Origin of the sequence: Woronichinia naegeliana WA131 (genome assembly GCA_025370055.1) — a bacterium.
Classification (GTDB): Bacteria; Cyanobacteriota; Cyanobacteriia; order Cyanobacteriales; family Microcystaceae; genus Woronichinia; species Woronichinia naegeliana.
Window position 1 is genome coordinate 716,412 of record CP073041.1, and the last position, 23,707, is coordinate 740,118.

At 40.2% G+C, this 23,707-nt stretch carries 21 protein-coding genes and 8 pseudogenes; 14 read left to right on the forward strand and 15 right to left on the reverse strand.

Going from position 1 to position 23,707, the window contains the following annotated elements:
- Position 1: 1 nt before the first annotated feature.
- Positions 2-1,077, reverse strand: a protein-coding gene (locus KA717_03690) for an IS630 family transposase (protein ID UXE62010.1) whose coding sequence is annotated in 2 segments (ribosomal slippage) — positions 2-714 and positions 714-1,077 — 1,077 coding nt in all. Because the reading frame shifts where the segments join, the coding sequence is not laid out codon by codon here.
- Between the two features lie 78 nt (positions 1,078-1,155).
- Here KA717_03690 and KA717_03695 point away from each other — a divergent pair.
- Both KA717_03695 and KA717_03700 read left to right on the forward strand, forming a co-directional pair.
- A complete protein-coding gene (locus KA717_03695; protein UXE62011.1) occupies positions 1,156-1,584 on the forward strand; it encodes a hypothetical protein in 429 nt (142 codons plus the stop codon).
- Positions 1,550-2,332 carry a hypothetical protein gene (locus KA717_03700; protein ID UXE62012.1) on the forward strand — a complete coding sequence of 261 codons (783 nt, stop codon included), beginning with the start codon at positions 1,550-1,552 and terminating at the stop codon, positions 2,330-2,332. The genes KA717_03695 and KA717_03700 overlap by 35 nt, the downstream gene beginning before the upstream one ends.
- Before the next feature lie 155 nt (positions 2,333-2,487).
- On the opposite strand, the pseudogene KA717_03705 reads toward KA717_03700, so the two are convergent.
- A pseudogene (locus KA717_03705) lies at positions 2,488-3,825 on the reverse strand (IS5 family transposase).
- Positions 3,826-3,966: 141 nt separating this feature from the next.
- On the opposite strand from KA717_03705, the pseudogene KA717_03710 reads away from it, so the two are divergent.
- Positions 3,967-4,158: pseudogene (locus KA717_03710) on the forward strand (ISKra4 family transposase).
- Positions 4,159-4,310: 152 nt separating this feature from the next.
- Here the strand turns inward: KA717_03710 and KA717_03715 are convergent.
- Positions 4,311-5,252, reverse strand: a pseudogene (locus tag KA717_03715) (ISAs1 family transposase).
- A gap of 138 nt (positions 5,253-5,390) precedes the next feature.
- On the opposite strand from KA717_03715, the gene KA717_03720 reads away from it, so the two are divergent.
- Positions 5,391-5,807, forward strand: coding sequence for a DUF4277 domain-containing protein (locus tag KA717_03720; protein UXE64542.1), 417 nt, complete (start codon positions 5,391-5,393; stop codon positions 5,805-5,807).
- An 88-nt stretch (positions 5,808-5,895) separates the two neighbouring features.
- Here the strand turns inward: KA717_03720 and KA717_03725 are convergent, their stop codons facing one another.
- From KA717_03725 to KA717_03750, 6 genes and pseudogenes are all read right to left on the reverse strand, one after another.
- Positions 5,896-6,582, reverse strand: coding sequence for a hypothetical protein (locus KA717_03725; GenBank protein ID UXE62013.1), 687 nt, complete (start codon positions 6,580-6,582; stop codon positions 5,896-5,898).
- A gap of 394 nt (positions 6,583-6,976) precedes the next feature.
- Positions 6,977-8,258: pseudogene (locus tag KA717_03730) on the reverse strand (ISKra4 family transposase).
- Between the two features lie 66 nt (positions 8,259-8,324).
- A complete protein-coding gene (locus KA717_03735; protein ID UXE62014.1) occupies positions 8,325-8,930 on the reverse strand; it encodes a Rha family transcriptional regulator in 606 nt (201 codons plus the stop codon).
- A 3-nt stretch (positions 8,931-8,933) separates the two neighbouring features.
- Complete coding sequence (locus KA717_03740) at positions 8,934-9,275, reverse strand: ribbon-helix-helix domain-containing protein (GenBank protein UXE62015.1); 342 nt, start codon at positions 9,273-9,275, stop codon at positions 8,934-8,936.
- A 75-nt stretch (positions 9,276-9,350) separates the two neighbouring features.
- Positions 9,351-10,217: a protein rep gene (locus KA717_03745; protein ID UXE62016.1), complete on the reverse strand. Its 867-nt coding sequence runs from the start codon at positions 10,215-10,217 to the stop codon at positions 9,351-9,353.
- A 322-nt stretch (positions 10,218-10,539) separates the two neighbouring features.
- Positions 10,540-10,833 (reverse strand): hypothetical protein, encoded by a 294-nt coding sequence (locus tag KA717_03750; protein ID UXE62017.1) that lies wholly within the window; start codon positions 10,831-10,833, stop codon positions 10,540-10,542.
- Between the two features lie 214 nt (positions 10,834-11,047).
- On the opposite strand from KA717_03750, the gene KA717_03755 reads away from it, so the two are divergent.
- Positions 11,048-12,382, forward strand: coding sequence for a cation:proton antiporter (locus KA717_03755; protein UXE62018.1), 1,335 nt, complete (start codon positions 11,048-11,050; stop codon positions 12,380-12,382).
- Between the two features lie 183 nt (positions 12,383-12,565).
- Here KA717_03755 and KA717_03760 read toward each other — a convergent pair whose 3' ends face one another.
- Positions 12,566-13,372, reverse strand: a complete 807-nt coding sequence (locus tag KA717_03760) for an ISAs1 family transposase (protein UXE62019.1) — start codon at positions 13,370-13,372, stop codon at positions 12,566-12,568.
- A gap of 64 nt (positions 13,373-13,436) precedes the next feature.
- Here KA717_03760 and KA717_03765 point away from each other — a divergent pair, with 64 nt between their 5' ends.
- Positions 13,437-13,865 (forward strand): hypothetical protein, encoded by a 429-nt coding sequence (locus KA717_03765; GenBank protein UXE62020.1) that lies wholly within the window; start codon positions 13,437-13,439, stop codon positions 13,863-13,865.
- On the forward strand, positions 13,831-14,613 hold the full coding sequence (locus KA717_03770) for a hypothetical protein (GenBank protein UXE62021.1): 783 nt from the start codon (positions 13,831-13,833) through the stop codon (positions 14,611-14,613). Before KA717_03765 ends, KA717_03770 begins: the two co-directional genes overlap by 35 nt.
- A gap of 155 nt (positions 14,614-14,768) precedes the next feature.
- On the opposite strand, the pseudogene KA717_03775 reads toward KA717_03770, so the two are convergent.
- Positions 14,769-16,106, reverse strand: a pseudogene (locus KA717_03775) (IS5 family transposase).
- A gap of 141 nt (positions 16,107-16,247) precedes the next feature.
- Between KA717_03775 and KA717_03780 the strand changes: the two are divergent.
- Positions 16,248-16,439: pseudogene (locus KA717_03780) on the forward strand (ISKra4 family transposase).
- Positions 16,440-16,474: 35 nt separating this feature from the next.
- On the opposite strand, the pseudogene KA717_03785 reads toward KA717_03780, so the two are convergent.
- A pseudogene (locus KA717_03785) lies at positions 16,475-17,430 on the reverse strand (ISKra4 family transposase).
- A gap of 212 nt (positions 17,431-17,642) precedes the next feature.
- On the opposite strand from KA717_03785, the gene KA717_03790 reads away from it, so the two are divergent.
- The 3 genes from KA717_03790 to KA717_03800 all read left to right on the forward strand — a co-directional run bounded on the left by KA717_03790 (position 17,643) and on the right by KA717_03800 (position 19,432).
- Positions 17,643-17,885, forward strand: a complete 243-nt coding sequence (locus KA717_03790) for a hypothetical protein (GenBank protein UXE62022.1) — start codon at positions 17,643-17,645, stop codon at positions 17,883-17,885.
- An 8-nt stretch (positions 17,886-17,893) separates the two neighbouring features.
- The gene (locus KA717_03795) at positions 17,894-18,259 is read left to right on the forward strand and encodes a hypothetical protein (GenBank protein UXE62023.1); all 366 of its coding nucleotides are present in this window, start codon (positions 17,894-17,896) and stop codon (positions 18,257-18,259) included.
- Between the two features lie 93 nt (positions 18,260-18,352).
- Entirely contained in the window at positions 18,353-19,432 is a 1,080-nt protein-coding gene (locus tag KA717_03800) for an IS1 family transposase (GenBank protein UXE62024.1), read from the forward strand.
- 32 nt (positions 19,433-19,464) lie between these two features.
- Here KA717_03800 and KA717_03805 read toward each other — a convergent pair whose 3' ends face one another.
- Positions 19,465-20,013 (reverse strand): hypothetical protein, encoded by a 549-nt coding sequence (locus KA717_03805; protein UXE62025.1) that lies wholly within the window; start codon positions 20,011-20,013, stop codon positions 19,465-19,467.
- Positions 19,979-20,407 (reverse strand): hypothetical protein, encoded by a 429-nt coding sequence (locus tag KA717_03810; protein ID UXE62026.1) that lies wholly within the window; start codon positions 20,405-20,407, stop codon positions 19,979-19,981. The genes KA717_03805 and KA717_03810 overlap by 35 nt, the downstream gene beginning before the upstream one ends.
- Before the next feature lie 799 nt (positions 20,408-21,206).
- On the opposite strand from KA717_03810, the gene KA717_03815 reads away from it, so the two are divergent.
- The gene (locus KA717_03815; GenBank protein ID UXE62027.1) at positions 21,207-21,359 is read left to right on the forward strand and encodes a hypothetical protein; all 153 of its coding nucleotides are present in this window, start codon (positions 21,207-21,209) and stop codon (positions 21,357-21,359) included.
- Here KA717_03815 and KA717_03820 read toward each other — a convergent pair.
- Positions 21,346-22,389 (reverse strand): IS630 family transposase, encoded by a 1,044-nt coding sequence (locus KA717_03820; protein ID UXE62028.1) that lies wholly within the window; start codon positions 22,387-22,389, stop codon positions 21,346-21,348. The genes KA717_03815 and KA717_03820 overlap by 14 nt on opposite strands.
- A gap of 67 nt (positions 22,390-22,456) precedes the next feature.
- Between KA717_03820 and KA717_03825 the strand changes: the two genes are divergently transcribed.
- Both KA717_03825 and KA717_03830 read left to right on the forward strand, forming a co-directional pair.
- The gene (locus KA717_03825; protein ID UXE62029.1) at positions 22,457-23,449 is read left to right on the forward strand and encodes an ISKra4 family transposase; all 993 of its coding nucleotides are present in this window, start codon (positions 22,457-22,459) and stop codon (positions 23,447-23,449) included.
- 27 nt (positions 23,450-23,476) lie between these two features.
- Positions 23,477-23,698: pseudogene (locus KA717_03830) on the forward strand (ISKra4 family transposase).
- Positions 23,699-23,707: the final 9 nt, after the last annotated feature.

A 23,707-nucleotide genomic window follows, 5' to 3' on the forward strand; every position in this document is an offset into this window, starting at 1 on the left:
GTCAATTTTCTATTTGTGGATAAAGACGCTTGAGACGGATACGAGCCTCAGCCGTCGTGAATTGCCAATCTACCGACTTTTGGGAATGATTGCGCTGAGTGTACCAAGCCGTTGTTTCTTGCTCTAAAGTTTCCCGATCTGGAATTCGACGAGCTAGGCATTGCCGAGTCATTGCGGACAGCTCGTTTTCAGCAATATTAAGCCAACTGCCATGTTTTGGGGTATGGTGAATTTCCAACCGTTCGACTAGACGACGAGCCGTGGAAGGCTCAAATGCTTCATATAGTGAGGCAAGTTTGTGAGTATTTAGCTGATCACATACTAAAATGACTTTGTCGTTATCAGCATAGTCGTTATCGAGTAAATTCTTAATTTCTGTTGCCCAGTCAACCGATGTTCTACGTTCACTGACAACTGTCTTTCGCCACCCAGACAAGGGTTCTGTAAACATAAAGATATTGGCTGTTCCATTGCGTTCATATTCGTAATCATGCGCCTCTGGCTGTCCAGGTTTGGCTGGTAGAGGAAGGCGGGTTTCTTTGACCAATTGTATAGGTTGCTCATCCATGCAAATCACTGGACAATTGGGGTCATAGGGTCGGTGATAAATTTCTAGAACATCTTCCATGTTAGACACAAATTCGGCACTCTTTTCTGGTGGAATCACGTACATCTGTCGCAGATGAGGTTTTAGTTCGTTTTTTTTAACACTTGACGCACGGTTTCGTGACTAATTGCTGGCACAATTTCTAACTCGACCGCCTTGTCGGCTAGTAACCTCAATGTCCAACGGGCTTGACCAGCAGGCGGTTCTCCACAACGTAAGGCGATTAGTTTTGCTTCTACCTCTCCATCAATAATCGGTTGACGAGGCGGCGTTTTGCGGGGCTTGCGGCTTAATGCTGACTCCACACCTTCATTGACCAATCGCTCCCTGAGATTGGCGACTGTGTTACGGTGACAACTAAAGGCGGCGGCAGCTTCCTCATCCGTCCATCCTTGTCCATTCACATCAATGTTTAACAGAATATTGGCGTGCTTAATTTTGTAAGCCGCTCCTTTGCCGATGGATACCAAATCTTTTAGGGTCTGACGTTCTTCTTGACTTGGGTGTGACCTTTAGTTGATGAAGGAAAAGAAAAGTGTTAACATGGGATGAAAAGTGACAAAGAGGAAACAATGATGACAGCAAAACTAATTAATGTAGAGGGTTCAAAGATAAAAATAGAACTAACATTAGAACTCAGTCGTTCAATGTTGGATACAGAAATAAATATTCAAAAAGGCTTAAACGAAGTAGGTTGCATCGCCAGCAAAGAAGCCTTGAAATATTTAGATACAGATGGTTCACCCTTAAAAATCGGTGAAGAAATCTGGAAGAGTAAGGGAGAGCAACCGAAAGAATATCAAACACCTTATGGTGAGGTTATAGTGAATCGTCATGTATATCAGCGTTCACCTTTGAGGAAAAACGTATTGCCCCTTAGAAAGAGAAGCAAGGATAATCATAACATCAACGCCATTATTGGCAAAACAGGTATCCTCAAAAATGTCAGGGATGGCAGGCAAAGAGGTGAAAAATGATTTATTAGAAAATCATGGTAGAAAAGTAGCGCTATCCTATATCCAAAGATTGAGTGAAGCAGTAGGAAGTGTGGTACAGGCAAAAGAAGAAGCGTGGAGTTATGCCCCGCCCAAGGAGGATAGCCAAATTGCAACAGTGGGAATAGGATTAGATGGAACCTGTATGCTGATGTGTGAGGATGGCTACCGTGAAGCAATGGTGGGAACCGTTTCCCTATACGATAGTGAGGGAGAACGTCAACAGACAATCTATCTAGGTGCGGCACCAGAGTACGGAAAAAAGAGTTTTCTAGAAAGATTGGAAAGAGAAATTGAGCGAGCGAAAAACCGTTATCCAGAGGCAAAATTTGTCGGTATAGCAGATGGTGCAGAATCAAATTGGAAGTTTTTAGAAAAGCAGACGGAAGAACAGATATTAGATTTCTATCATGCCTCTGGTTACTTAGGAGCGTTGGCAGAAGCGTTGCATCCGAATACCGTGTCAAAACAAAAAGAATGGTTGACTGAAAATTGTCGAGAACTCAAGCATGAAAAAGGAAAAGCAGGAGAACTGCTAAATCTGATGAAAGAAGTCAAAGAAGAAAAAAGTCATTCTAAGAATCTTACCGAGAAACTACAAGCGGCGATTACTTATTACGAGAATCATCAGCATCAAATGGATTATGCTGAATACTTAGGGCTTGCTGAAAAAGTCAAAAAACGAAAGAAATGTGGGTTAGGGAAGTATGGACTGAAAAAGCATAGATAACTTATCCTTATGGAAACAAATCAAAATACAGATTTTGTTTAATCTATTGTTCCTTTCTGTCTAAAAAGGTCAACACAAATCACTCCTCACAAAAGAGAGGAAAATTAACACCATTTTTCACAAGAAAAACGACTCTACAACTTTTTACTTTTTGTCTTCTGAAGTAGAGTAGAAAGATTCATTACCAAAAAGTTCATCGCAATTACCGTTTCCGAGGTCTCAGGTAGTTTGGCCATCACTCGACCAAGACTAAATTTCCTCTTTCCCTGTCCGAATTTACCCTCAATGGCATTACGCACTCTTTCATCTGAGCGTGCCTCTTTCTTTTTTTCTTTGCTCACCTCTTTCGGCGGTCTTCCCAATCGGGGACCACTCATTCTTATATCCCTTTCTTTACAATAAGCTCGATTCGCTTTTGTTCGATAGATTTTATCCACATGAACCGATTCCGGATAACATCCTGTTTCCCTTTTATATTCTTCTATTCGCGCTTGTAAATCTCCCGATTCGTTGTAATTATCCCAACTTAATTTGTCTAAGAAGACAAAGCCATTCACATTACTTGCCGATATTTTAGCTCCAAACTCTACTGCTTTTCCCGCTTTTCCACGCACTATTGGACGCACGTGAGGTTGGCTTACACTCACAATTCTGTTTTCTACTTTATTTGTCTTTTTTTCATACATTTCTAACTGTTGCTCATACACTTTTCCTATCGTTACAAGCTCTTCTTGCTCTTTTTTCGTTAGTTTTTCTAACTTTGCTCCCTCTTCTATCATTTTTTCTATATGAGACAAGTTTCTTTTTATATATCCTAGTTGTTTTTTTGTTCCTTTTCTTCTTTCTTTTTTTGACACACGACGTTTTTTTGCTATGGCTAAGTACTCTTTTCTTGCCACTTCCCTATAAGTCCTCGGCTTTTCTTTCCTTTTCTCTTTTATTTCTTCATACAGCTTATCTATTATTTTTTCTGTTTTTTCTCTGGCATCATTCAATATTCCTATATCCGTTGGATATTTTATATCTGCTGGTGTACAAGTCGCATCTAACAATAACTTTCCTTCATTTTCTTTTTTTTCTGACGCTACACCCGTCGCTTTTTTTTCTATTTCTTTATTAATTTTATTTATTAATTCCATTCCTATTTTTTTACGAAAATGAACCATCATTGACGCATTAAATGCTTCTTTGCTACTATAGCTTTCCATTCCTATAAAGTACTGTAAATAAGGGTTCTCTTTTATTTGTTCTACTGTTTCTCTGTCACTTTTTCCTGAAATTTCTTTGATAATTAATGCTCCTAATGCCATTCTAAATGATTTGGCTGGGGCTCCTTTTTTTTCTGTGAAGTTTTTTGCATATTCTTCCTCATATTCTTCCCAAAGAATCATTTTTGACATTTCTATCCAACGATTTTCTTCGTCTAACTGCCCGCCGAACAGATTTTTCAAGTTTTCTGGTGTTTCAATTGAGTACTGTTGCTTTCGGTACATCTGCTTTCTCTCTTCTTAATGCAATGGTTTTGAGGCATTCTACCCTATTTTCGTGCATTCTAGCGGTTCTTAATTCGCCTACTATTTTTCTCCGTAAAGGTTTCAGCTTTTTTCAGCAAGCCCTACTTAGAGAAAAAGTATCCGATTGGTTCAGGTGTTACGGAAGCAGCTTGTAAGACGTTGGTCAAACAACGATTATGTTGTTCAGGGATGCGATGGAAGGAAAAAGGAGCAGGAATTATTTTGAGCCTACGAGCTTTGGTATTGACCAAGGAACGATGGAGTCAATTTTGGGCAAAACTTGATCAATATGGGTTCCCTGTAGAACCCTGATTACAACAGCTTTTATCAACTAAAGGTCGCACCCCTTGACTTAATCGGACAATATAGGTCTTGAGCATGGTTACTTATTACGATATCTGTTGAGGTAATGAATAGCCTCTCCATTTTCCCTCAAATTCACAATCTTTAGCTTGACAGACCACTAGAACCCAATGTAAAGAGTTTTCTATCAACCAATGACTACGAACAGATTGGGATAATTTTTGAGCATTACTCGGCAGGCTACTGATATAGTAGCGAGTCTCATACTCTGTTTTGTCTTTCAATCGTCTCTCCGCTTGAATCATACAGATGCTCGTCAACTTTGCCCATTTCTCCCCACCCAGCAAAAATTCTGTTTGTTCCATCGTCCAGCAACGGCGAATTTCAATCCGTCCATGTCCCTTGTCTATTGTTTGATGGAAATCATGCTTAATTCCCACAAAATTAATCGATTGAGCATGAGCAAATAATTGTTCAACATCCTCACATAGATTACCTTGATTGCCTTTCAATGCCAAAACATAATCTCCCCCTCACCCTACTATCTGTTGGGCAATCTTTGTCTGAGTTCCCATGGCATCAATCGTTACGATACAACCTTTGACCTCTAGCATTTTCAGGAGTTTGGGTATCGCCGTGATTTCATTCGATTTGCTTTCCACCTTGCACTGTCCTAGTACTAGACGATTTGCTGTTGCCCATGCACTTACCATCTGAATTGCGCCCTTTCCGTTGGCATTATCATAGGAGTGGCGAAGGGTTTTGCCGTCAATCGCTATCACTTCCCCTTCACTTACCTCCGCTATACTTTTGACCCAATGCAGAAAACAGTCTTGAAATTGCTCTGGATTCAGACTAGCAAATACACGCGCAAACGTATCGTCGGAGGGGATGCCATTCGGCAATTCCAAAATTTTTTTTAGCCATTGATGTTTAGCCTTGCCGAAACTTTCCATGGCTACCCAACCTTCTGCTCCACAAATGACGGCTAAGATGGCAATCGTTAGAATATCAATGAGTTTATGCCGTTTTGTTCGTTCGATGCGAGGGTCATCTATTTCGGCAAAGTGTTCTACCAGTCTATATTTGGGTCGGAGTTTCATCGCTTTTGTTTTCTATGCACTTTCCCTTATTTTCCCTTATCCATCCCTCTATAATGTTCTTGTATCTGTATCATTTTTAGATGCGTTCGCCCTGGGATAATCGCTGCCATAGTTGACGAACTGGGCATCGCGGATTACATTAATGAACAGTTACAAGAAAATGACCGTGCCAAAATCAGCGCAGGCCTAGTGTTCAAAGCGATGATTCTCAATGGTCTAGGATTTATCCACTCTCCGTTGTATTTATTCAGTCAGTTTTTTGAAGATAAACCCCTAGAACATCTCTTAGGAAAAGGAGTAAAAGCCAGTTACCTCAAGTCGCGCTGTCGCGCTAAAGGTCGCCAAATGCGCGGTGATTTTGGCGGTAGGGAAACAAATATTTCCAAGCCTCCTGCCGAGTGGCTACGGACTATGAAGGCTTTATGTCGGTTCCTACGTTGGTCTCCACCAGAGCGTATTGTCTTCGATTATAGATTATCGGATGAGTTTTTCAACCGACATAAAGGGAGAAGTACAGAGTTTGGCGATCGTCCAAATCCTAATGTGAAGTTCTAGAACTTCACTAAGACACTTAGAAGATTACAAGAAACGAACTACTTAAGCAGATCTCGATTCGCATTTCAACGACACGATCAAGAAGTGATTACGGATTTTCCTGAATCCACTTAAGTAGTTTACTTTGTAGCTCAGTGGACAATTTACTGGCAGGAACATAGCCAATCTTTCTGCCCTTATATTCCCATCCAATGTTGTCAATATCTAGCTCCATTGTCCATTGAGAGAAGTCATCGGTAGCTCTCTTATTTTCGGTACTCAGTTTAGATTCGCCAATACTTTTCCCTGTCTTTGACAGAATCAATCTTTTTTCCAATATTTTTCCCTTAATGGGACTTATCTTAGGTAATTCCCCTAGTGGTTCTCCCAATAGATTGTCTATATAAATATTTGACGCATCGGTTGTCTGAATAGGTAAACTGACAGGTAATTCACTTAGTATATCGTTCTCTGCGCCACCGTTTATCCCTGGAATTTCTGGCTGAGCAACTATAGAATCAGGTAGTTCACTATAAGGTTTATTTTCTAGTTTACTGAGCCTCCCAAATAAATCGCTAACCTGAGACTCTAAAACTTTAATCCTATCCAACGCACTATTATCGGTTGTGGTCTCCCCAGTAATCTCCTTAACAATATCCTCCAACCCAAAGAATTTAGCAAAGATCACTGCCGCCGACTGCGACATAGAGAGCCCAGAGTCTCGGCGGAACTCATCAAAGCAGTCATAGATTACCTGTGGGACGTAAGCTGAAATTTTAGGGTTGTCAGTAGGCATAATAGTAAGCCACTAAGTGGAATACTATTAATTATGCTATAAACCAATGACTATGTTGGGTTGAAAGGCAAATAACGACTTACTATTGCTTCCCTAGCGGCTAAGAATAGCTCATACTTTTCTTGTTCATTAACAGAAGCTCTCTTTATTTCAGTAAGCTGAATTATGTAGTCATTAAGCAATCTTTGTTCCTCATATATTTGTCTAACAGCAAGCTTGCCATATTTATTAAGCAGATAAGCGGGGAGGTGCAGAGGAACATACTGATCTCTCAACCATGCCTTAAAATATGGGATTTCATTATAGTGATAAGCGTTACAACTTCTAGGGCCACGTTTATCACGAAACTTGTGTGTATATGGGTGCGACCTTTAGTTGATAAAAGCTGTTGTAATCAGGGTTCTACAGGGAACCCATATTGATCAAGTTTTGCCCAAAATTGACTCCATCGTTCCTTGGTCAATACCAAAGCTCGTAGGCTCAAAATAATTCCTGCTCCTTTTTCCTTCCATCGCATCCCTGAACAACATAATCGTTGTTTGACCAACGTCTTACAAGCTGCTTCCGTAACACCTGAACCAATCGGATACTTTTTCTCTATGTATTCAGCATAATCCATTTGATGCTGATGATTCTCGTAATAAGTAATCGCCGCTTGTAGTTTCTCGGTAAGATTCTTAGAATGACTTTTTTCTTCTTTGACTTCTTTCATCAGATTTAGCAGTTCTCCTGCTTTTCCTTTTTCATGCTTGAGTTCTCGACAATTTTCAGTCAACCATTCTTTTTGTTTTGACACGGTATTCGGATGCAACGCTTCTGCCAAGGCACCTAAGTAACCAGAGGCATGATAGAAATCTAATATCTGTTCTTCCGTTTGCTTTTCTAAAAACTTCCAATTTGATTCTGCCCCGTCTGCTATCCCGACCAATGTTGCCTCTGGATAACGGTTTTTCGCTCGCTCAATTTCTCTTTCTAATCTTTCTAGAAAACTCTTTTTTCCATACTCTGGTGCCGCACCTAGATAGATTGTAGGTTGACGTTCGCCTTCACTATCGTATAGGGAAACGGTTCCCACCATTGCTTCACGGTAGCCATCCTCACACATCAGCATACAGGTTCCATCTAATCCTATTCCCACTGTTGCAATTTGGCTATCCTCCTTGGGCGGGGCATAACTCCACGCTTCTTCTTTTGCCTGTACCACACTTCCTACTGCTTCACTCAATCTTTGGATATAGGATAGCGCTACTTTTCTACCATGATTTTCTAATAAATCATTTTTCACCTCTTTGCCTGCCATCCCTGACATTTTTGAGGATACCTGTTTTGCCAATAATGGCGTTGATGTTATGATTATCCTTGCTTCTCTTTCTAAGGGGCAATACGTTTTTCCTCAAAGGTGAACGCTGATATACATGACGATTCACTATAACCTCACCATAAGGTGTTTGATATTCTTTCGGTTGCTCTCCCTTACTCTTCCAGATTTCTTCACCGATTTTTAAGGGTGAACCATCTGTATCTAAATATTTCAAGGCTTCTTTGCTGGCGATGCAACCTACTTCGTTTAAGCCTTTTTGAATATTTATTTCTGTATCCAACATTGAACGACTGAGTTCTAATGTTAGTTCTATTTTTATCTTTGAACCCTCTACATTAATTAGTTTTGCTGTCATCATTGTTTCCTCTTTGTCACTTTTCATCCCATGTTAACACTTTTCTTTTCCTTCATCAACTAAAGGTCACACCCGTGTATATTCTCCAATCTCACACAACCATGACTTAGGATTACCATCAGCATCTTTTTTTTCACGATAATTTTTCCATCGACTACCAATACTTCCATCACACAAGTCAAAATTATTAACTGGAACTTTATATTGTTTTTCAACTAAGAGTAAAATTTCAGCACCTTCACGAAAAGTAGTCCACAAATGATCAGGAACCTTGTGATCAGCCATATTTTCCAATCGCTGAATATACACCGTACTATGAGGCTGAAGTAAAACACCTCTACGCCTTAATTCCTGCCGATACGCTATAAAAGCTTTAACTAAATTAGCTTTACATTCAACGACTCTAGGAGAATTTTTGCTAAGGGTTACATAAAAAAGGGATTGTTCCTCAGTTAACCAAGCAAAAAGTTCTGGTCGTCCACCTTTTGAGCCAACTTCGGGTTTTCCGTTTTCAAAACGGAGAACCCCAAACGATTGCTCCGTCTGAGCTTGATACTTTTTAATAATGTTCTGCATCCAATCAGAGTGGTTGATCTCTAGCTCTTGGGCTATTAAACGAGAGTCAACGACCAAAGCACTATCTTCATAAGCAGCGACAGCTATCTCACCCATAAGTTACCATTCCTTAGTTAAAGCAGTTAAAACAACATCATTAAGGCTTTTAGGCTCTATTTTGTACCCTTTACGGACTAAATCGCTAAGTTTTACGCCCATCTGACCAGAGATAACAGTAATTGACACCCCAGACATATCAATGACTTTAGATTGTGTGCCACAATCAATTGTGGCTGTTTTTGGCTCTTCTCCCTTTTCAATAAAGGATAAGCCCCGATCTAATCCTTGAGCTATCTCAATGATTCTATCAACCAAAGCAATAGGTACTCTAATGGTCACAGTTTTTCCATGATGCCATTTAAACCTATTTCCCGATCCTGGTCGTTTACCACCTCTAGGCATGGCTATCCAGTCCTCTCTATAAAATTTCAATCAATAAGACCATCATAAACCACTGATGGTTTACTACGTAGTTCACTATTCCGTATTCTGATATTCCTTATCAGGGATCTTATAGACGACTCCCATTGAGTCAGAACGCACCATCACATACTTTTTGATTTTCCGATTCCAACGAAAATAGAGAGACTCTGGTTCAACCTCATCGTCCGACTCCTCATCATGTCCAATTAAATCTTCTGGCTCCTCTTCTAATTCTCTGAAATAGTCCCGAAGAACACCACCAACCCCAACGGCTCTTGTACCATGTACCTGCTTGACATACTCCAAAAACCAGTCACAATCAGCAACAAGATCGCTTTCCTTGCACTGGTACTTTAAAATCTCTGCAATCAATCCCACTGGTGAGCTTTCAGCCTGAACAGCCTTTACATCAAGAATTGGGGAATAATCAACTCGAAGGCATTGTTTCCATAAAGCGATCCAATCTGACTTAGATAGATAATCTTCCTTGTAATAGCTATCCTTTAGCAGAATCAGACAATGAAGATGGGGATGGGCTGACTGACCATCACGGCCCCTTGTGACCTCAACCGATTTGATCCAACCTATCCCAGGGAAAGCCTTTAGCTGAGTCAACCGCCTGAAAGACTGATTAAGGTGATGCAATGTCTCCCTTAAATCAGTCAACTGACAATTTTTCATAGTCAACGTCAGAAAAATCCAACGCCCATTAGGGTAATCAGCAATGACTTTCGGCAAGTTCTCATAGGCTTTTGCCTTCCAACGAAGTGATCTTCGCCATTGACAGATAGGACAATGCCGAACCCGACAAAATTTAGCAGAAGCTAGTTTTAACTTCTGTTGGCCAAGCTGCTTATCAGGAACTATTTTGAATTCTAGTAACTGAGAACAGAGTGAGACCCTCTCTGCGTGAGAGTCCATTCCCCCCTGTCTGTAGTAGTTGCTTATGATGTCAGCGTTTTTCCGATGCTTGTCCCAAGGTTTATCTTTTTCAGAGAGAGACTCCAGAAAAGTATATTCATCTGAAGGCAAAGAGGTTACAATGGGGTCACAAGCTTTATGGCTGACATTGAGTCGGTCGGGCACAAAAACTCCATGTATTTAGTTTGGTGTAGTTACTTAACAGAATACAGGAGTTTTTTGCTATCTGAGATTAATTATTTTAAAGTGCGGATTTACTGAAAAAGATCTTGATCAACGTTATCCCTTAATGATTTAAAGCTGAGAATTGCTGTGCCCAAACTCACTGTAAGGTAACAAAGTCCACCCTAGGTTCTAAGGGATCTTGCACCATCCCTAAACCTTTAAAGCCCCAACGTTGGATCATGCCCTTTAATTGACTGTTACTAACGGACTCCACACCAAAGCGATCGCGGAGATCGGCAGCATGGGTATTTAGATAACTCAAAGCGTCATAATCCTCCTTAAATACCAGCAAATAGGCGAGGGGCGTTTCTTGATCAGGACTTTTGAGGCGAGCAACAAGATACTGTCCATCTAGTCTAGAGCGTAAAGTATAGTAATACTGCGATAGCATAATATTAAAAAAGAAGTCGGTAATCGTCTATTAAAATATCAGGAAAAGAAGATAAATTAACGGGATTAAATTAAATAGGACAGAAGCGAATGCCGTAGAAAGGTGAAAAGTTTGGGTTTACGCTTATCAAGCTCTACTATAAATTAAACAATAGTCATCTTGCCAATTATTCTTAGCAATGAGTGTTCTAACCCCCTTCTTTCCGTTTCTGGCTATGGCAACCGAAAGCGAGCCAGCCGATAGCTCATTAGTTCTAGCAGGCGTTTTGTTAAGTCTAGTGGTCATCTATATGGCTAGTAAATTAGGCGGCGAAATTTGTCTGCGAGTCAACCTACCACCGGTTCTGGGTGAATTAGTCGGCGGTGTGCTGATTGGTGTTTCGGCTTTCCGACTCCTGCTTTTTCCTGAGAGTGGAGCAGAGGCAACCGATTCTCTCCTAATGCAACTGATCTCTGCCAGTACTTATCTCACCCCTGGTCAGGCAACAACGGTTTTTAATGTTCAAAGTGAAGTGATTTCTGTTATTTCCGAATTGGGGGTCATTATCCTCCTCTTTGAAATTGGTTTGGAATCTGATTTACAAGAATTAATTCGGGTTGGCCCTAAAGCGGCGATCGTTGCCATTGTGGGGGTTGTGGCCCCTTTTACCCTAGGGGTAGTGGGATTAATCGCCCTCTTTCATGTGCCTGTCATTCCAGCGATTTTTGCCGGAGCGGCTTTAACAGCGACCAGTATTGGCATTACAGCCAAGGTTTTATCCGAACTCAATCGTCTCAATTCCGATGAGGGGCAAATTATTATTGGGGCAGCCGTCCTGGACGATATTTTAGGCATTATCGTTCTGGCAGTGGTGGCCAGTTTGGTGAAAACGGGCGAAATTCAAATTAGCAAGATCGTTTATCTGATCATTAGCGCGACTGTCTTTGTGGTCGGTTCGATTTTTCTAGGGCGTTGGCTAAGTCCCTACTATGTCAGTTTGGTTAACCGCATGAAATCGAGGGGGCAATTGCTCTTAGTTTCCCTGGGTATTGCCTTTACCCTATCCTATGTTGCCCAGGTCATCCAACTAGAAGCGATTTTAGGTTCCTTTGCGGCGGGGTTAATTATTGCCGAAACGGAAAAAAGGAAGGAATTGGAGGAACAGGTTTTACCGATCGCCGATTTTTTTGTCCCTGTTTTCTTTGTTTGTGTGGGAGCGAAAACCGATTTAGGGGTATTAAATCCTGCCATTCCTAGTAATCGTGAAGGACTCATTATTGCGGCCTTTTTAGTAGTAGTGGCCATTGTGGGTAAGGTTGTCTCTGGTTTTACCCTCTGGGGCGATAATCATCTCAACAAATGGGCGATCGGCGTTGGCATGATTCCCAGGGGAGAAGTGGGTCTGGTCTTTGCGGGAGTCGGAGCAGCCAGTGGTGCGCTCAGTGAATCCACAACCGCCGCTATCATTCTGATGGTGATTTTTACAACCTTTGTTGCGCCACCTTGGTTACGATTGGTCTTTAAAGATTCTGATGCGGAATCAGAAAGCCTGGCAAAAACCATTGAGTAAGCTGACGTAAAACTTTAGCTGGTTAGCGATCGCCGATTTAGTGGATAGTTGATAGTGAATAGTTGATAATTATCCATTGTCAATTGTCCATTATCCATTGCAAATGCGATCGCCAATCTTGGTTATACACTCAAGAATAATTAAAAGGAAATTAGCTTATGTCTCGTCCAGGGCAAACGCATCTTATCCGAGTAAAACCTTAAGGAGATAGTCCTCGTCCCAACCAGCGCGTAGCCGTTTATTCTTGATACCAAGTTTCAGAGTATTTTCCTTTGTGAGCAAGTTAAGAGCGATATGGCGTAAGACGGCTAAATTCTCAGGAGCAAAATCCTTACGAATGCGACAAGCATCCTCATTGAAGGCCAAGTCTAGAACCCAATGTAAAGAGTTTTCTATCAGCCAATGACTACGAACAGATTGGGATAATTTTTGAGCATTACTCGGCAGGCTACTGATATAGTAGCGAGTCTCATACTCTGTTTTGTCTTTCAATCGTCTCTCCGCTTTAATCATACAGATGCTCGTCAACTTTGCCCATTTCTCCCCACCCAGCAAAAATTCTGTTTGTTCCATCGTCCAGCAACGGCGAATTTCAATCCGTCCATGTCCCTTGTCTATTGTTTGATGAAAATCATGCTTAATTCCCGCAAAATTAACCGATTGAGCATGAGCAAATAATTGTTCAACATCCTCACATAGATTACCTTGATTGCCTTTCAATGCCAAAACATAATCTCCCCCTCGCCCTACTATCTGTTGGGCAATCTTTGTCTGAGTTCCCATGGCATCAATCGTTACGATACAACCTTTGACCTCTAGCATTTTCAGGAGTTTGGGTATCGCCGTGATTTCATTCGATTTGCTTTCCACCTTGCACTGTCCTAGTACTAGACGATTTGCTGTTGCCCATGCACTTACCATCTGAATTGCGCCCTTTCCGTTGGCATTATCATAGGAGTGGCGAAGGGTTTTGCCGTCAATCGCTATCACTTCCCCTTCACTTACCTGGGTGTGACCTTTAGTTGATGAAGGAAAAGAAAAGTGTTAACATGGGATGAAAAGTGACAAAGAGGAAACAATGATGACAGCAAAACTAATTAATGTAGAGGGTTCAAAGATAAAAATAGAACTAACATTAGAACTCAGTCGTTCAATGTTGGATACAGAAATAAATATTCAAAAAGGCTTAAACGAAGTAGGTTGCATCGCCAGCAAAGAAGCCTTGAAATATTTAGATACAGATGGTTCACCCTTAAAAATCGGTGAAGAAATCTGGAAGAGTAAGGGAGAGCAACCGAAAGAATATCAAACACCTTATGGTGAGGTTATAGTGAATCGTCATGTATATCAGCGTTCACCTTTGAGGAAAAACGTATTGCCCCTTAGAAAGAGAAGCAAGGATAATCATAACATCAACGCCATTATTGGCAAAACAGGTATCCTCAAAAATGTCAGGGATGGCAGGCAAAGAGGTGAAAAATGATTTATTAGAAAATCATGGTAGAAAAGTAGCGCTATCCTATATCCAAAGATTGAGTGAAGCAGTAGGAAGTGTGGTACAGGCAAAAGAAGAAGCGTGGAGTTATGCCCCGCCCAAGGAGGATAGCCAAATTGCAACAGTGGGAATAGGATTAGATGGAACCTGTATGCTGATGTGTGAGGATGGCTACCGTGAAGCAATGGTGGGAACCGTTTCCCTATACGATAGTGAAGGCGAACGTCAACATACAATCTATCTAGGTGCGGCACCAGAGTATGGAAAAAAGAGTTTTCTAGAAAGATTAGAAAGAGAAATTGAGCGAGCGAAAAACCGTTATCCAGAGGCAACATTGGTCGGGATAGCAGACGGGGCAGAATCAAATTGGAAGTTTTTAGAAAAGCAAACGGAAGAACAGATATTAGATTTCTATCATGCCTCTGGTTACTTAGGTGCCTTGGCAGAAGCGTTGCATCCGAATACAGTGTCAAAACAAAAAGAATGGTTGACTGAAAATTGTCGAGAACTCAAGCATGAAAAAGGAAAAGCAGGAGAACTGCTAAATCTGATGAAAGAAGTCAAAGAAGAAAAAAGTCATTCTAAGAATCTTACCGAGAAACTACAAGCGGCGATTACTTATTACGAGAATCATCAGCATCAAATGGATTATGCTGAATACTTAGGGCTTGCTGAAAAAGTCAAAAAACGAAAGAAATGTGGGTTAGGGAAGTATGGACTGAAAAAGCATAGATAACTTATCCTTATGGAAACAAATCAAAATACAGATTTTGTTTAATCTATTGTTCCTTTCTGTCTAAAAAGGTCAACACAAATCACTCCTCACAAAAGAGAGGAAAATTAACACCATTTTTCACAAGAAAAACGACTCTACAACTTTTTACTTTTTGTCTTCTGAAGTAGAGTAGAAAGATTCATTACCAAAAAGTTCATCGCAATTACCGTTTCCGAGGTCTCAGGTAGTTTGGCCATCACTCGACCAAGACTAAATTTCCTCTTTCCCTGTCCGAATTTACCCTCAATGGCATTACGCACTCTTTCATCTGAGCGTGCCTCTTTCTTTTTTTCTTTGCTCACCTCTTTCGGCGGTCTTCCCAATCGGGGACCACTCATTCTTATATCCCTTTCTTTACAATAAGCTCGATTCGCTTTTGTTCGATAGATTTTATCCACATGAACCGATTCCGGATAACATCCTGTTTCCCTTTTATATTCTTCTATTCGCGCTTGTAAATCTCCCGATTCGTTGTAATTATCCCAACTTAATTTGTCTAAGAAGACAAAGCCATTCACATTACTTGCCGATATTTTAGCTCCAAACTCTACTGCTTTTCCCGCTTTTCCACGCACTATTGGACGCACGTGAGGTTGGCTTACACTCACAATTCTGTTTTCTACTTTATTTGTCTTTTTTTCATACATTTCTAACTGTTGCTCATACACTTTTCCTATCGTTACAAGCTCTTCTTGCTCTTTTTTCGTTAGTTTTTCTAACTTTGCTCCCTCTTCTATCATTTTTTCTATATCAGACAAGTTTCTTTTTATATATCCTAGTTGTTTTTTTGTTCCTTTTCTTCTTTCTTTTTTTGACACACGACGTTTTTTTGCTATGGCTAAGTACTCTTTTCTTGCCACTTCCCTATAAGTCCTCGGCTTTTCTTTCCTTTTCTCTTTTATTTCTTCATACAGCTTATCTATTATTTTTTCTGTTTTTTCTCTGGCATCATTCAATATTCCTATATCCGTTGGATATTTTATATCTGCTGGTGTACAAGTCGCATCTAACAATAACTTTCCTTCATTTTCTTTTTTTTCTGACGCTACACCCGTCGCTTTTTTTTCTATTTCTTTATTAATTTTATTTATTAATTCCATTCCTATTTTTTTACGAAAATGAACCATCATTGACGCATTAAATGCTTCTTTGCTACTATAGCTTTCCATTCCTATAAAGTACTGTAAATAAGGGTTCTCTTTTATTTGTTCTACTGTTTCTCTGTCACTTTTTCCTGAAATTTCTTTGATAATTAATGCTCCTAATGCCATTCTAAATGATTTGGCTGGGGCTCCTTTTTTTTCTGTGAAGTTTTTTGCATATTCTTCCTCATATTCTTCCCAAAGAATCATTTTTGACATTTCTATCCAACGATTTTCTTCGTCTAACTGCCCGCCGAACAGATTTTTCAAGTTTTCTGGTGTTTCAATTGAGTACTGTTGCTTTCGGTACATCTGCTTTCTCTCTTCTTAATGCAATGGTTTTGAGGCATTCTACCCTATTTTCGTGCATTCTAGCGGTTCTTAATTCGCCTACTATTTTTCTCCGTAAAGGTTTCAGCTTTTTTCAGCAAGCCCTACTTAGAGAAAAAGTATCCGATTGGTTCAGGTGTTACGGAAGCAGCTTGTAAGACGTTGGTCAAACAACGATTATGTTGTTCAGGGATGCGATGGAAGGAAAAAGGAGCAGGAATTATTTTGAGCCTACGAGCTTTGGTATTGACCAAGGAACGATGGAGTCAATTTTGGGCAAAACTTGATCAATATGGGTTCCCTGTAGAACCCTGATTACAACAGCTTTTATCAACTAAAGGTCGCACCCTTTGTTTAACTTGAGATTCGACAGAGCCAGAGCCAATAGAAATGCCCTCTGCCTGCAAATAACCATAATTGACAATCCGATGTTTATGCTTGTTTAAATAAATGATAAAATTCTCAGCTTGAGGCTCTGACCATCCCTCAAAACAGGAGATAGCGGCATCCACTTCACCCGTCCAAAGAAAAGACTTGACCTCCTCAATTCGCTGGAATGACCCCCCAACTTTATAGAGGTTTTCAATTAAGTGATACCAGTCCAAAATTTCAATTCGCTCATGTTTCTGTCCTATCTCACGAAATAAGTTCCAGATACCATCATGTCCATCTCCCAAACAAATTAAAGGCTTAGCCAAAATTTGAGAATTAACCAAATCTAATAAAGCCGAGTTATCTTGAAAAAAGGCAGCTACCCCCAATTGATGAAAACTGACTCCTTTATAATCACGCCAAATTAAGGGTTCTCCCTTGGGAGTTCTGAGTCGTACCTTCCCACCATCTATGCTAATTTCTTCGACTTCTGTGTTAGAGGGTAATTCTTCAAAATGATAGCGATGTACAAGGCGTTGTTGCGTACTGTGAGAAACAGCAATTCCCGTCAATGATTGGATTTTCTTAGCTGCTTTTTCATAAGACTCATCGCCACTCAGTAGCAAACAGTTCTTCTCTAACATTGGACTCATCTGAGTTCGAGGCTTTAGTTCTAATTTCTTCGCTTGTTTTTCTGTAATGGGCAATTCCCCCAAAATACTTTTTACTGTTCGTATCCGACCTGTGGTTTCCTCGGTACTTGTTTTGACAAAAAAATACCTATTTCTGGGTTGACATACTGAATCATTAAGTCTCTGACAGTCTCCTCTATTTCGCCCAAATTATTAAATGTTTTAACTTGAGATTGTTGATAGAGACATTCTCCCAACTCTTGACATAACTCTTGAATCCTTTTTTCATTTTCTGATAACACTGATAACATGAGATTGTTCCTCAATTGGGATAGATTTTGGAAAGTGGGTCTCGACTATTATACTCTCATTTCTTTTTTTGATAAAGTTCGATAAAGTTCAAAGTCTTATTTTTCTGCCCATAAGTATTAATACTTATTGCATAAGTGAGATGCTCCGGGTACATCCCGGATAAAATAGTACATAGAATCTGGGGTAAAATGGAAAAAAACTGATGAGCGAAAAAAGTATGTTACCGATTCCCCCAGAAGAAAAAGCACTGTTAAAACAGCATCTCACCGAATCAGCCCGTATCCTGCGCAAATATACGGAACCAGAGAAACAGAAGGACTTTGGAAGCATCGAAGTAGAAGTCAGAACCCAGATGTTAGAAATTGTGGGGCCAACAATGGGGGAGTTTTTTTTTCAGAAGGGGGAAAAAAACGGTCTGGAAACAAGCGAAAAATCAAAACCCTAGTCGGAGAAGTGGAAATAAGCCAAAAACAAGCCAGAAAACTAAAGGTGTCGCCAAAAATCGTCTTAAGTCCAGGTTTAGAGAAATGCTGTCTAAGAGCCAGTGCGAAAACATCCTACCAACAAGCAGAAGAAGATATAGAGGAGTTGATGGGGATAAAAGTAGGACATAGCAGTTTACATCGCTTGGTAGAACGGACAGAACTGCCCTTAGCTCAAGCTCAGTCAGAGAGTGCGGGGGTCAGTATAGATGGGGGAAAGATTTGTCTGCGGGGCGAGGAGAAGGAAGGGGGACAGTGGCGAGATTATAAACTGGTGAGTCTTCGGTACTGGTATCGTGTGATCAAAGCTAGAAAAAGTTATGGTGTAAGAGTTTGAGAAAATAGAAAATAACTTACGACTGGACATATTCCCGTTTTTGTTATACTATTATTATTGTCATTATATTAAAGAAAGGGAAAACGGAAAGCAATGTCAACATTGAATAAAAGCTCAATTGACCTCCTAAGTGATATTGGCTTACCTCAAGAGAAAGAGGAAGCCTTATTTCAGAAAAACTGCCCTCATTGCTATAGTGAAAAAGTAAAAATACATTCTCATTACCAAACGAAAGGTAACGGGGAACGTAAAATGTTCATCTGTCAAGAATGTGGTTCTTGTTTTGCTGAGACTTATGGTAGCGTAATCGCTGGCTTAGAAACCCCATTAAGTGAAATTGTAAAAGTATTAAAAGCCAGAATGGAAGGAATAGGATTAAATGCAGCAGCCCGAGTATTCGGCTACGCAAAAACAACAATATTGAATTGGGAAAAGAAATTATCAGGATTACAAGAGACATTATTTTTATACGCCTTAGTGAATGAATTTGTTAAATTAGTAATAGAAGGGGATGAACTATACACAAAAGTTGGAAAAAATAAAGAAGCAAGTGCCTCTGAGGGGTGGACAATCGTGCTCATGGACAGGGCTAGCCGCTTTATTTGGCATTTAAAATGTGGTAAAAAAGAGCAGAAATTATTTCTAGAAGCAATGATGACGGTAGCGGAATTATTTGAAAGGAGTGCAGAATCTCTCCAGTTATTTACAGATGGAGAAAAGCGATATAGTCAACTGCTATTTAATATTTGTCACGAAGTATTAAGGACTGGGAAGCGAGGTCGTCCCACCAAAGTATTACCGAAGGGTATGGTGGTAAGATTAAAAAATAAGAGTAGTAAACGTCGAGATTCTGAGGGTAAACTAGAGAAAGTAGAAACTCCGAAAACTGAACATCCTGAGACAACAGAAAAACCAGAAGACAAGGATGTTCATGCCAACCACGTTGAGGCATTTAATAGTTCTCTACGACGCTATTTAGCCGCCTTTCGTCGTCGAACAAATACTTATGCTAAATCTGTTGTGGGATTACAGCGAGTGCTAGATATTTTCTGGATGGTTCATAACTTTGTTCGCAGCCATTTTACGACGAAAAAAGTTCCTGCGGTAGCTCTCGGTATAATTCAAAAAGGGTTAACTTGGGAGGACTTACTCCAAATTCGCCTGATTTGTTGAACCTCTTGTATTGCAACGTTTGTAGCTTCTAGCTAGACGATACCAGTGCCTTCTTTTTGTTTTGACACGGTATTCGGATGCAACGCTTCTGCCAAGGCACCTAAGTAACCAGAGGCATGATAGAAATCTAATATCTGTTCTTCCGTTTGCTTTTCTAAAAACTTCCAATTTGATTCTGCCTCGTCTGCTATCCCGACCAATGTTGCCTCTGGATAACGGTTTTTCGCTCGCTCAATTTCTCTTTCCAATCTTTCTAGAAAACTCTTTTTTCCATACTCTGGTGCCGCACCTAGATAGATTGTATGTTGACGTTCTCCCTCACTATCGTATAGGGAAACGGTTCCCACCATTGCTTCACGGTAGCCATCCTCACACATCAGCATACAGGTTCCATCTAATCCTATTCCCACTGTTGCAATTTGGCTATCCTCCTTGGGCGGGGCATAACTCCACGCTTCTTCTTTTGCTTGTACCACACTTCCTACTGCTTCACTCAATCTTTGGATATAGGATAGCGCTACTTTTCTACCATGATTTTCTAATAAATCATTTTTCACCTCTTTGCCTGCCATCCCTGACATTTTTGAGGATACCTGTTTTGCCAATAATGGCGTTGATGTTATGATTATCCTTGCTTCTCTTTCTAAGGGGCAATACGTTTTTCCTCAAAGGTGAACGCTGATATACATGACGATTCACTATAACCTCACCATAAGGTGTTTGATATTCTTTCGGTTGCTCTCCCTTACTCTTCCAGATTTCTTCACCGATTTTTAAGGGTGAACCATCTGTATCTAAATATTTCAAGGCTTCTTTGCTGGCGATGCAACCTACTTCGTTTAAGCCTTTTTGAATATTTATTTCTGTATCCAACATTGAACGACTTAGTTCTAATGTTAGTTCTATTTTTATCTTTGAACCCTCTACATTAATTAGTTTTGCTGTCATCATTGTTTCCTCTTTGTCACTTTTCATCTCATGTTAACACTTTTCTTTTCCTTCATCAACTAAAGGTCACACCCCTGGGATAAGAGGATAGGGCAATGGGCAGTCCACCCCTAGAATCAAAACCAAAGACAAGAATTCTCGGTTTGAGACTTCAATACATAGGAACCGCAGGGCTTGCGGGGATAGTCTGTGGAGCGAACATAAGACTATAAAACTCCTTGGGGGTGGAGGCAGTTGCTATGAAGCAGAAACCTAAATCTCACAATTTAGGTTTCTTCGCCGTTCTACGGTGGAGAGGATGTCAACTTGAAAAGACAACAATTTGTCTCTCGCTCCGATAGTTCGATAGGGTTCTGAATAGACCTCTTGCAAAAGTTTTTTAACGGTTGACATGAAATAATACATTTAATCTAGAAAATTCGCCTCGACTGTCAAAAACGGTGAACAACTCATCGAAAATCAAGCCAAAATAATCTCTTAAAGTAGAAGAACAAAAAATTGGCACACTCAATCCGCTCAGCTTGTCTCCAAAAGCTGAACTTAAAGAATAAATTATCTTGAATAAATTATTCTGTTTTCATCTCCACCTTAGTTTTTAATTCTTTTGTTTCTAATTCGTAGTTATAAATACATGGGCACTGGTATCGTCTAGCTAGAAGCTACAAACGTTGCAATACGAGAGGTTCAAGAAATCAGGCGAATTTGGAGTAAGTCCTCCCAAGTTAACCCTTTTTCAATTATACCGAGAGCTACAGCAGGAACTTCTCTAGGGGTACATCCCGGATAAAGTAGTAGATAGAATCTGGGGTAAAATGGAAAAAAACTGATGAGCGAAAAAAGTATGTTACCGATTCCCCCAGAAGAAAAAGCACTGTTAAAACAGCATCTCACCGAATCAGCTCGTATCCTGCGCAAATATACGGAACCAGAGAAACAGAAGGACTTTGGAAGCATCGAAGTATACTTCAAACGTTCATAATCTGAGATTTATCAAAGCGTTGAAATCGTAAGGTGAGCAAAGAATCAAGCTCCTCCTTATATTTTACGTTAGCATCTTCAAGACATCCTGAAATTGCTGCAGAAAACTGCGTAAAATCTTCATAATATTTTGCGTATAAACACTTCTTCTTCACAAACTTCCACAGTCTTTCAATTAAATTCAAGTTAGGAGAATAAGGAGGTAAGTACAGTAACTCTATTCCTAATGATTCTGCCAACTCCTGCACAATTCGGCATTTTTGATAACGAGCATTGTCTAATACCAACGTAATCGGTATTAATAGTCCTAATTCTGCTATCTTTTCTAGGAGTTCACAAACCTGAGTTCCCGTAATATAAGAACTGTTCGTTACCATAATTACTTCATGGGTAATTGCATTTAATGCTCCTAACACATTAAAACGTTTTCTCCCTGATGGTGACTTAATAAAAATCCTCTTGAAGCACCATATAAAATTTACAAATGCTCCCATTACAAAATGAGAGGCATCTACAAAGAAAACTGCCCTTTTTCCTGCTTTTGCCTCTTCTAGCCTTGGTTCTAGCTCTTTTTTCCTATAGCTATCCTGAGCTTCTACATCTGCTTTTGATGGAATTGTTCCCACCTTTAGACACCTCATTCCTATTGACTTTAAAAATTTTCTGACTTGCGTTGGACTTCTTTTTATTCCCGTTAATTCTTCTATTCTTTTTACTGCTTCATTTATTCTTGCTGGTGGATTTGACTCAAAATATGCCTCAATTGTCCCTTGATGCTCTGTTAACTCGCTTTTCGGGCGATTAAATTTTATTTCTTTTAGTTTTTCTATCCCGCCCTCTTGATAATCACGGATATAGCTTGTCACCGTATTTACTGAAACTCCTGCGAATTGAGCAATTTTTTGATGAGATAATCCCTGACTTTTTAACCATAAAACTTCCATCTTTAGCTGTACTCTAGGATGCGGGTGATTAAACCGACCGTAAGACAACAGTCTTTTGTCTTCTTCCGTAAATTCTAACTTAATCATTTCTCAGCCTCTTGACTACTTTTTCTATTTTTACTATATTATCTCTTATTTTTAAAATTCGCAACTTGTGACCGTGTTCAGTATAGAAGTCAGAACCCAGATGTTAGAAATTGTGGGGCCAACAATGGGGGAGTTTTTTTTTCAGAAGGGGGGAAAAAAACGGTCTGGAAACAAGCGAAAAATCAAAACCCTAGTCGGAGAAGTGGAAATAAGCCAAAAACAAGCCAGAAAACTAAAGGTGTCGCCAAAAATCGTCTTAAGTCCAGGTTTAGAGAAATGCTGTCTAAGAGCCAGTGCGAAAACATCCTACCAACAAGCAGAAGAAGATATAGAGGAGTTGATGGGGATAAAAGTAGGACATAGCAGTTTACATCGCTTGGTAGAACGGACAGAACTGCCCTTAGCTCAAGCTCAGTCAGAGAGTGCGGGGGTCAGTATAGATGGGGGAAAGATTTGTCTGCGGGGCGAGGAGAAGGAAGGGGGACAGTGGCGAGATTATAAACTGGTGAGTCTTCATGGCAATGTCTGTGAAGCCTTTTTCCAAGACCCAGAGGGCTTAAAGAATTGGAGCAATGTTCAACCTTTGTCTCCAATAGTGACCTTTTTGGGAGATGGTCATCCCGGAATCTGGAATGCGGTAGAGAGTTTCGCCACTCAATCGTGGCTGATACGACGAGAGGTGTTGGATTGGTATCATCTCAAGGAGAATCTGTTCAAAGTGGGTGGCTCTCTCAAACGGCTAGAAGCAGTGGAGCATTTACTGTGGCGGGGTTTTGTGAACAAGGCAATAGATGCGTTTGATGGAGTCAAAAGCAAGAGGGCAAAGAATTTTCAAGCCTATTTGACGAAGCATTATCAGCGTATCCCTGATTACCAATACTATCAACAGCTTGGTATTGTGATTGGTTCTGGTGATGTGGAGTCTAAGATTAAACAGGTGGGAGCTAGGGTTAAATTGTCGGGAGCACGTTGGCATCTTCATAATGTTTCTCGTATTCTTCGGCTACGATGTGCTTATCTCAATCACTCTCCTCTTTTGAGTGTCAATGTATTATCTTAAGTGGGATGCACCCGATGGTCAGAGCCTCAAGCTGAGAATTTTATCATTTATTTAAACAAGCATAAACATCGGATTGTCAATTATGGTTATTTGCAGGCAGAGGGCATTTCTATTGGCTCTGGCTCTGTCGAATCTCAAGTTAAACAAATTGGTCATCGTCTTAAAATTACTGGTGCGAGTTGGAATTCTGACAATGTACCACAAGTCCTTCGTCATCGCTGTTCCTATTTAAATGATTACCTTTTTTGACTCTTTCAT

Bases quoted from the DNA above. Each gene is read 5' to 3' on its own strand.
- KA717_03695 (UXE62011.1), top strand. From the start codon at position 1,156: ATGAAAAGTGACAAAGAGGAAACAATGATGACAGCAAAACTAATTAAT.
- KA717_03700 (UXE62012.1), top strand. From the start codon at position 1,550: ATGTCAGGGATGGCAGGCAAAGAGGTGAAAAATGATTTATTAGAAAAT.
- KA717_03725 (UXE62013.1), bottom strand. From the start codon at position 6,582: ATGCCTACTGACAACCCTAAAATTTCAGCTTACGTCCCACAGGTAATC.
- KA717_03735 (UXE62014.1), bottom strand. From the start codon at position 8,930: ATGGGTGAGATAGCTGTCGCTGCTTATGAAGATAGTGCTTTGGTCGTT.
- KA717_03740 (UXE62015.1), bottom strand. From the start codon at position 9,275: ATGCCTAGAGGTGGTAAACGACCAGGATCGGGAAATAGGTTTAAATGG.
- KA717_03745 (UXE62016.1), bottom strand. From the start codon at position 10,217: ATGGACTCTCACGCAGAGAGGGTCTCACTCTGTTCTCAGTTACTAGAA.
- KA717_03750 (UXE62017.1), bottom strand. From the start codon at position 10,833: ATGCTATCGCAGTATTACTATACTTTACGCTCTAGACTAGATGGACAG.
- KA717_03755 (UXE62018.1), top strand. From the start codon at position 11,048: ATGGCAACCGAAAGCGAGCCAGCCGATAGCTCATTAGTTCTAGCAGGC.
- KA717_03765 (UXE62020.1), top strand. From the start codon at position 13,437: ATGAAAAGTGACAAAGAGGAAACAATGATGACAGCAAAACTAATTAAT.
- KA717_03770 (UXE62021.1), top strand. From the start codon at position 13,831: ATGTCAGGGATGGCAGGCAAAGAGGTGAAAAATGATTTATTAGAAAAT.
- KA717_03790 (UXE62022.1), top strand. From the start codon at position 17,643: ATGAGCGAAAAAAGTATGTTACCGATTCCCCCAGAAGAAAAAGCACTG.
- KA717_03800 (UXE62024.1), top strand. From the start codon at position 18,353: ATGTCAACATTGAATAAAAGCTCAATTGACCTCCTAAGTGATATTGGC.
- KA717_03805 (UXE62025.1), bottom strand. From the start codon at position 20,013: ATGTCAGGGATGGCAGGCAAAGAGGTGAAAAATGATTTATTAGAAAAT.
- KA717_03810 (UXE62026.1), bottom strand. From the start codon at position 20,407: ATGAAAAGTGACAAAGAGGAAACAATGATGACAGCAAAACTAATTAAT.
- KA717_03815 (UXE62027.1), top strand. From the start codon at position 21,207: ATGAGCGAAAAAAGTATGTTACCGATTCCCCCAGAAGAAAAAGCACTG.
- KA717_03820 (UXE62028.1), bottom strand. From the start codon at position 22,389: ATGATTAAGTTAGAATTTACGGAAGAAGACAAAAGACTGTTGTCTTAC.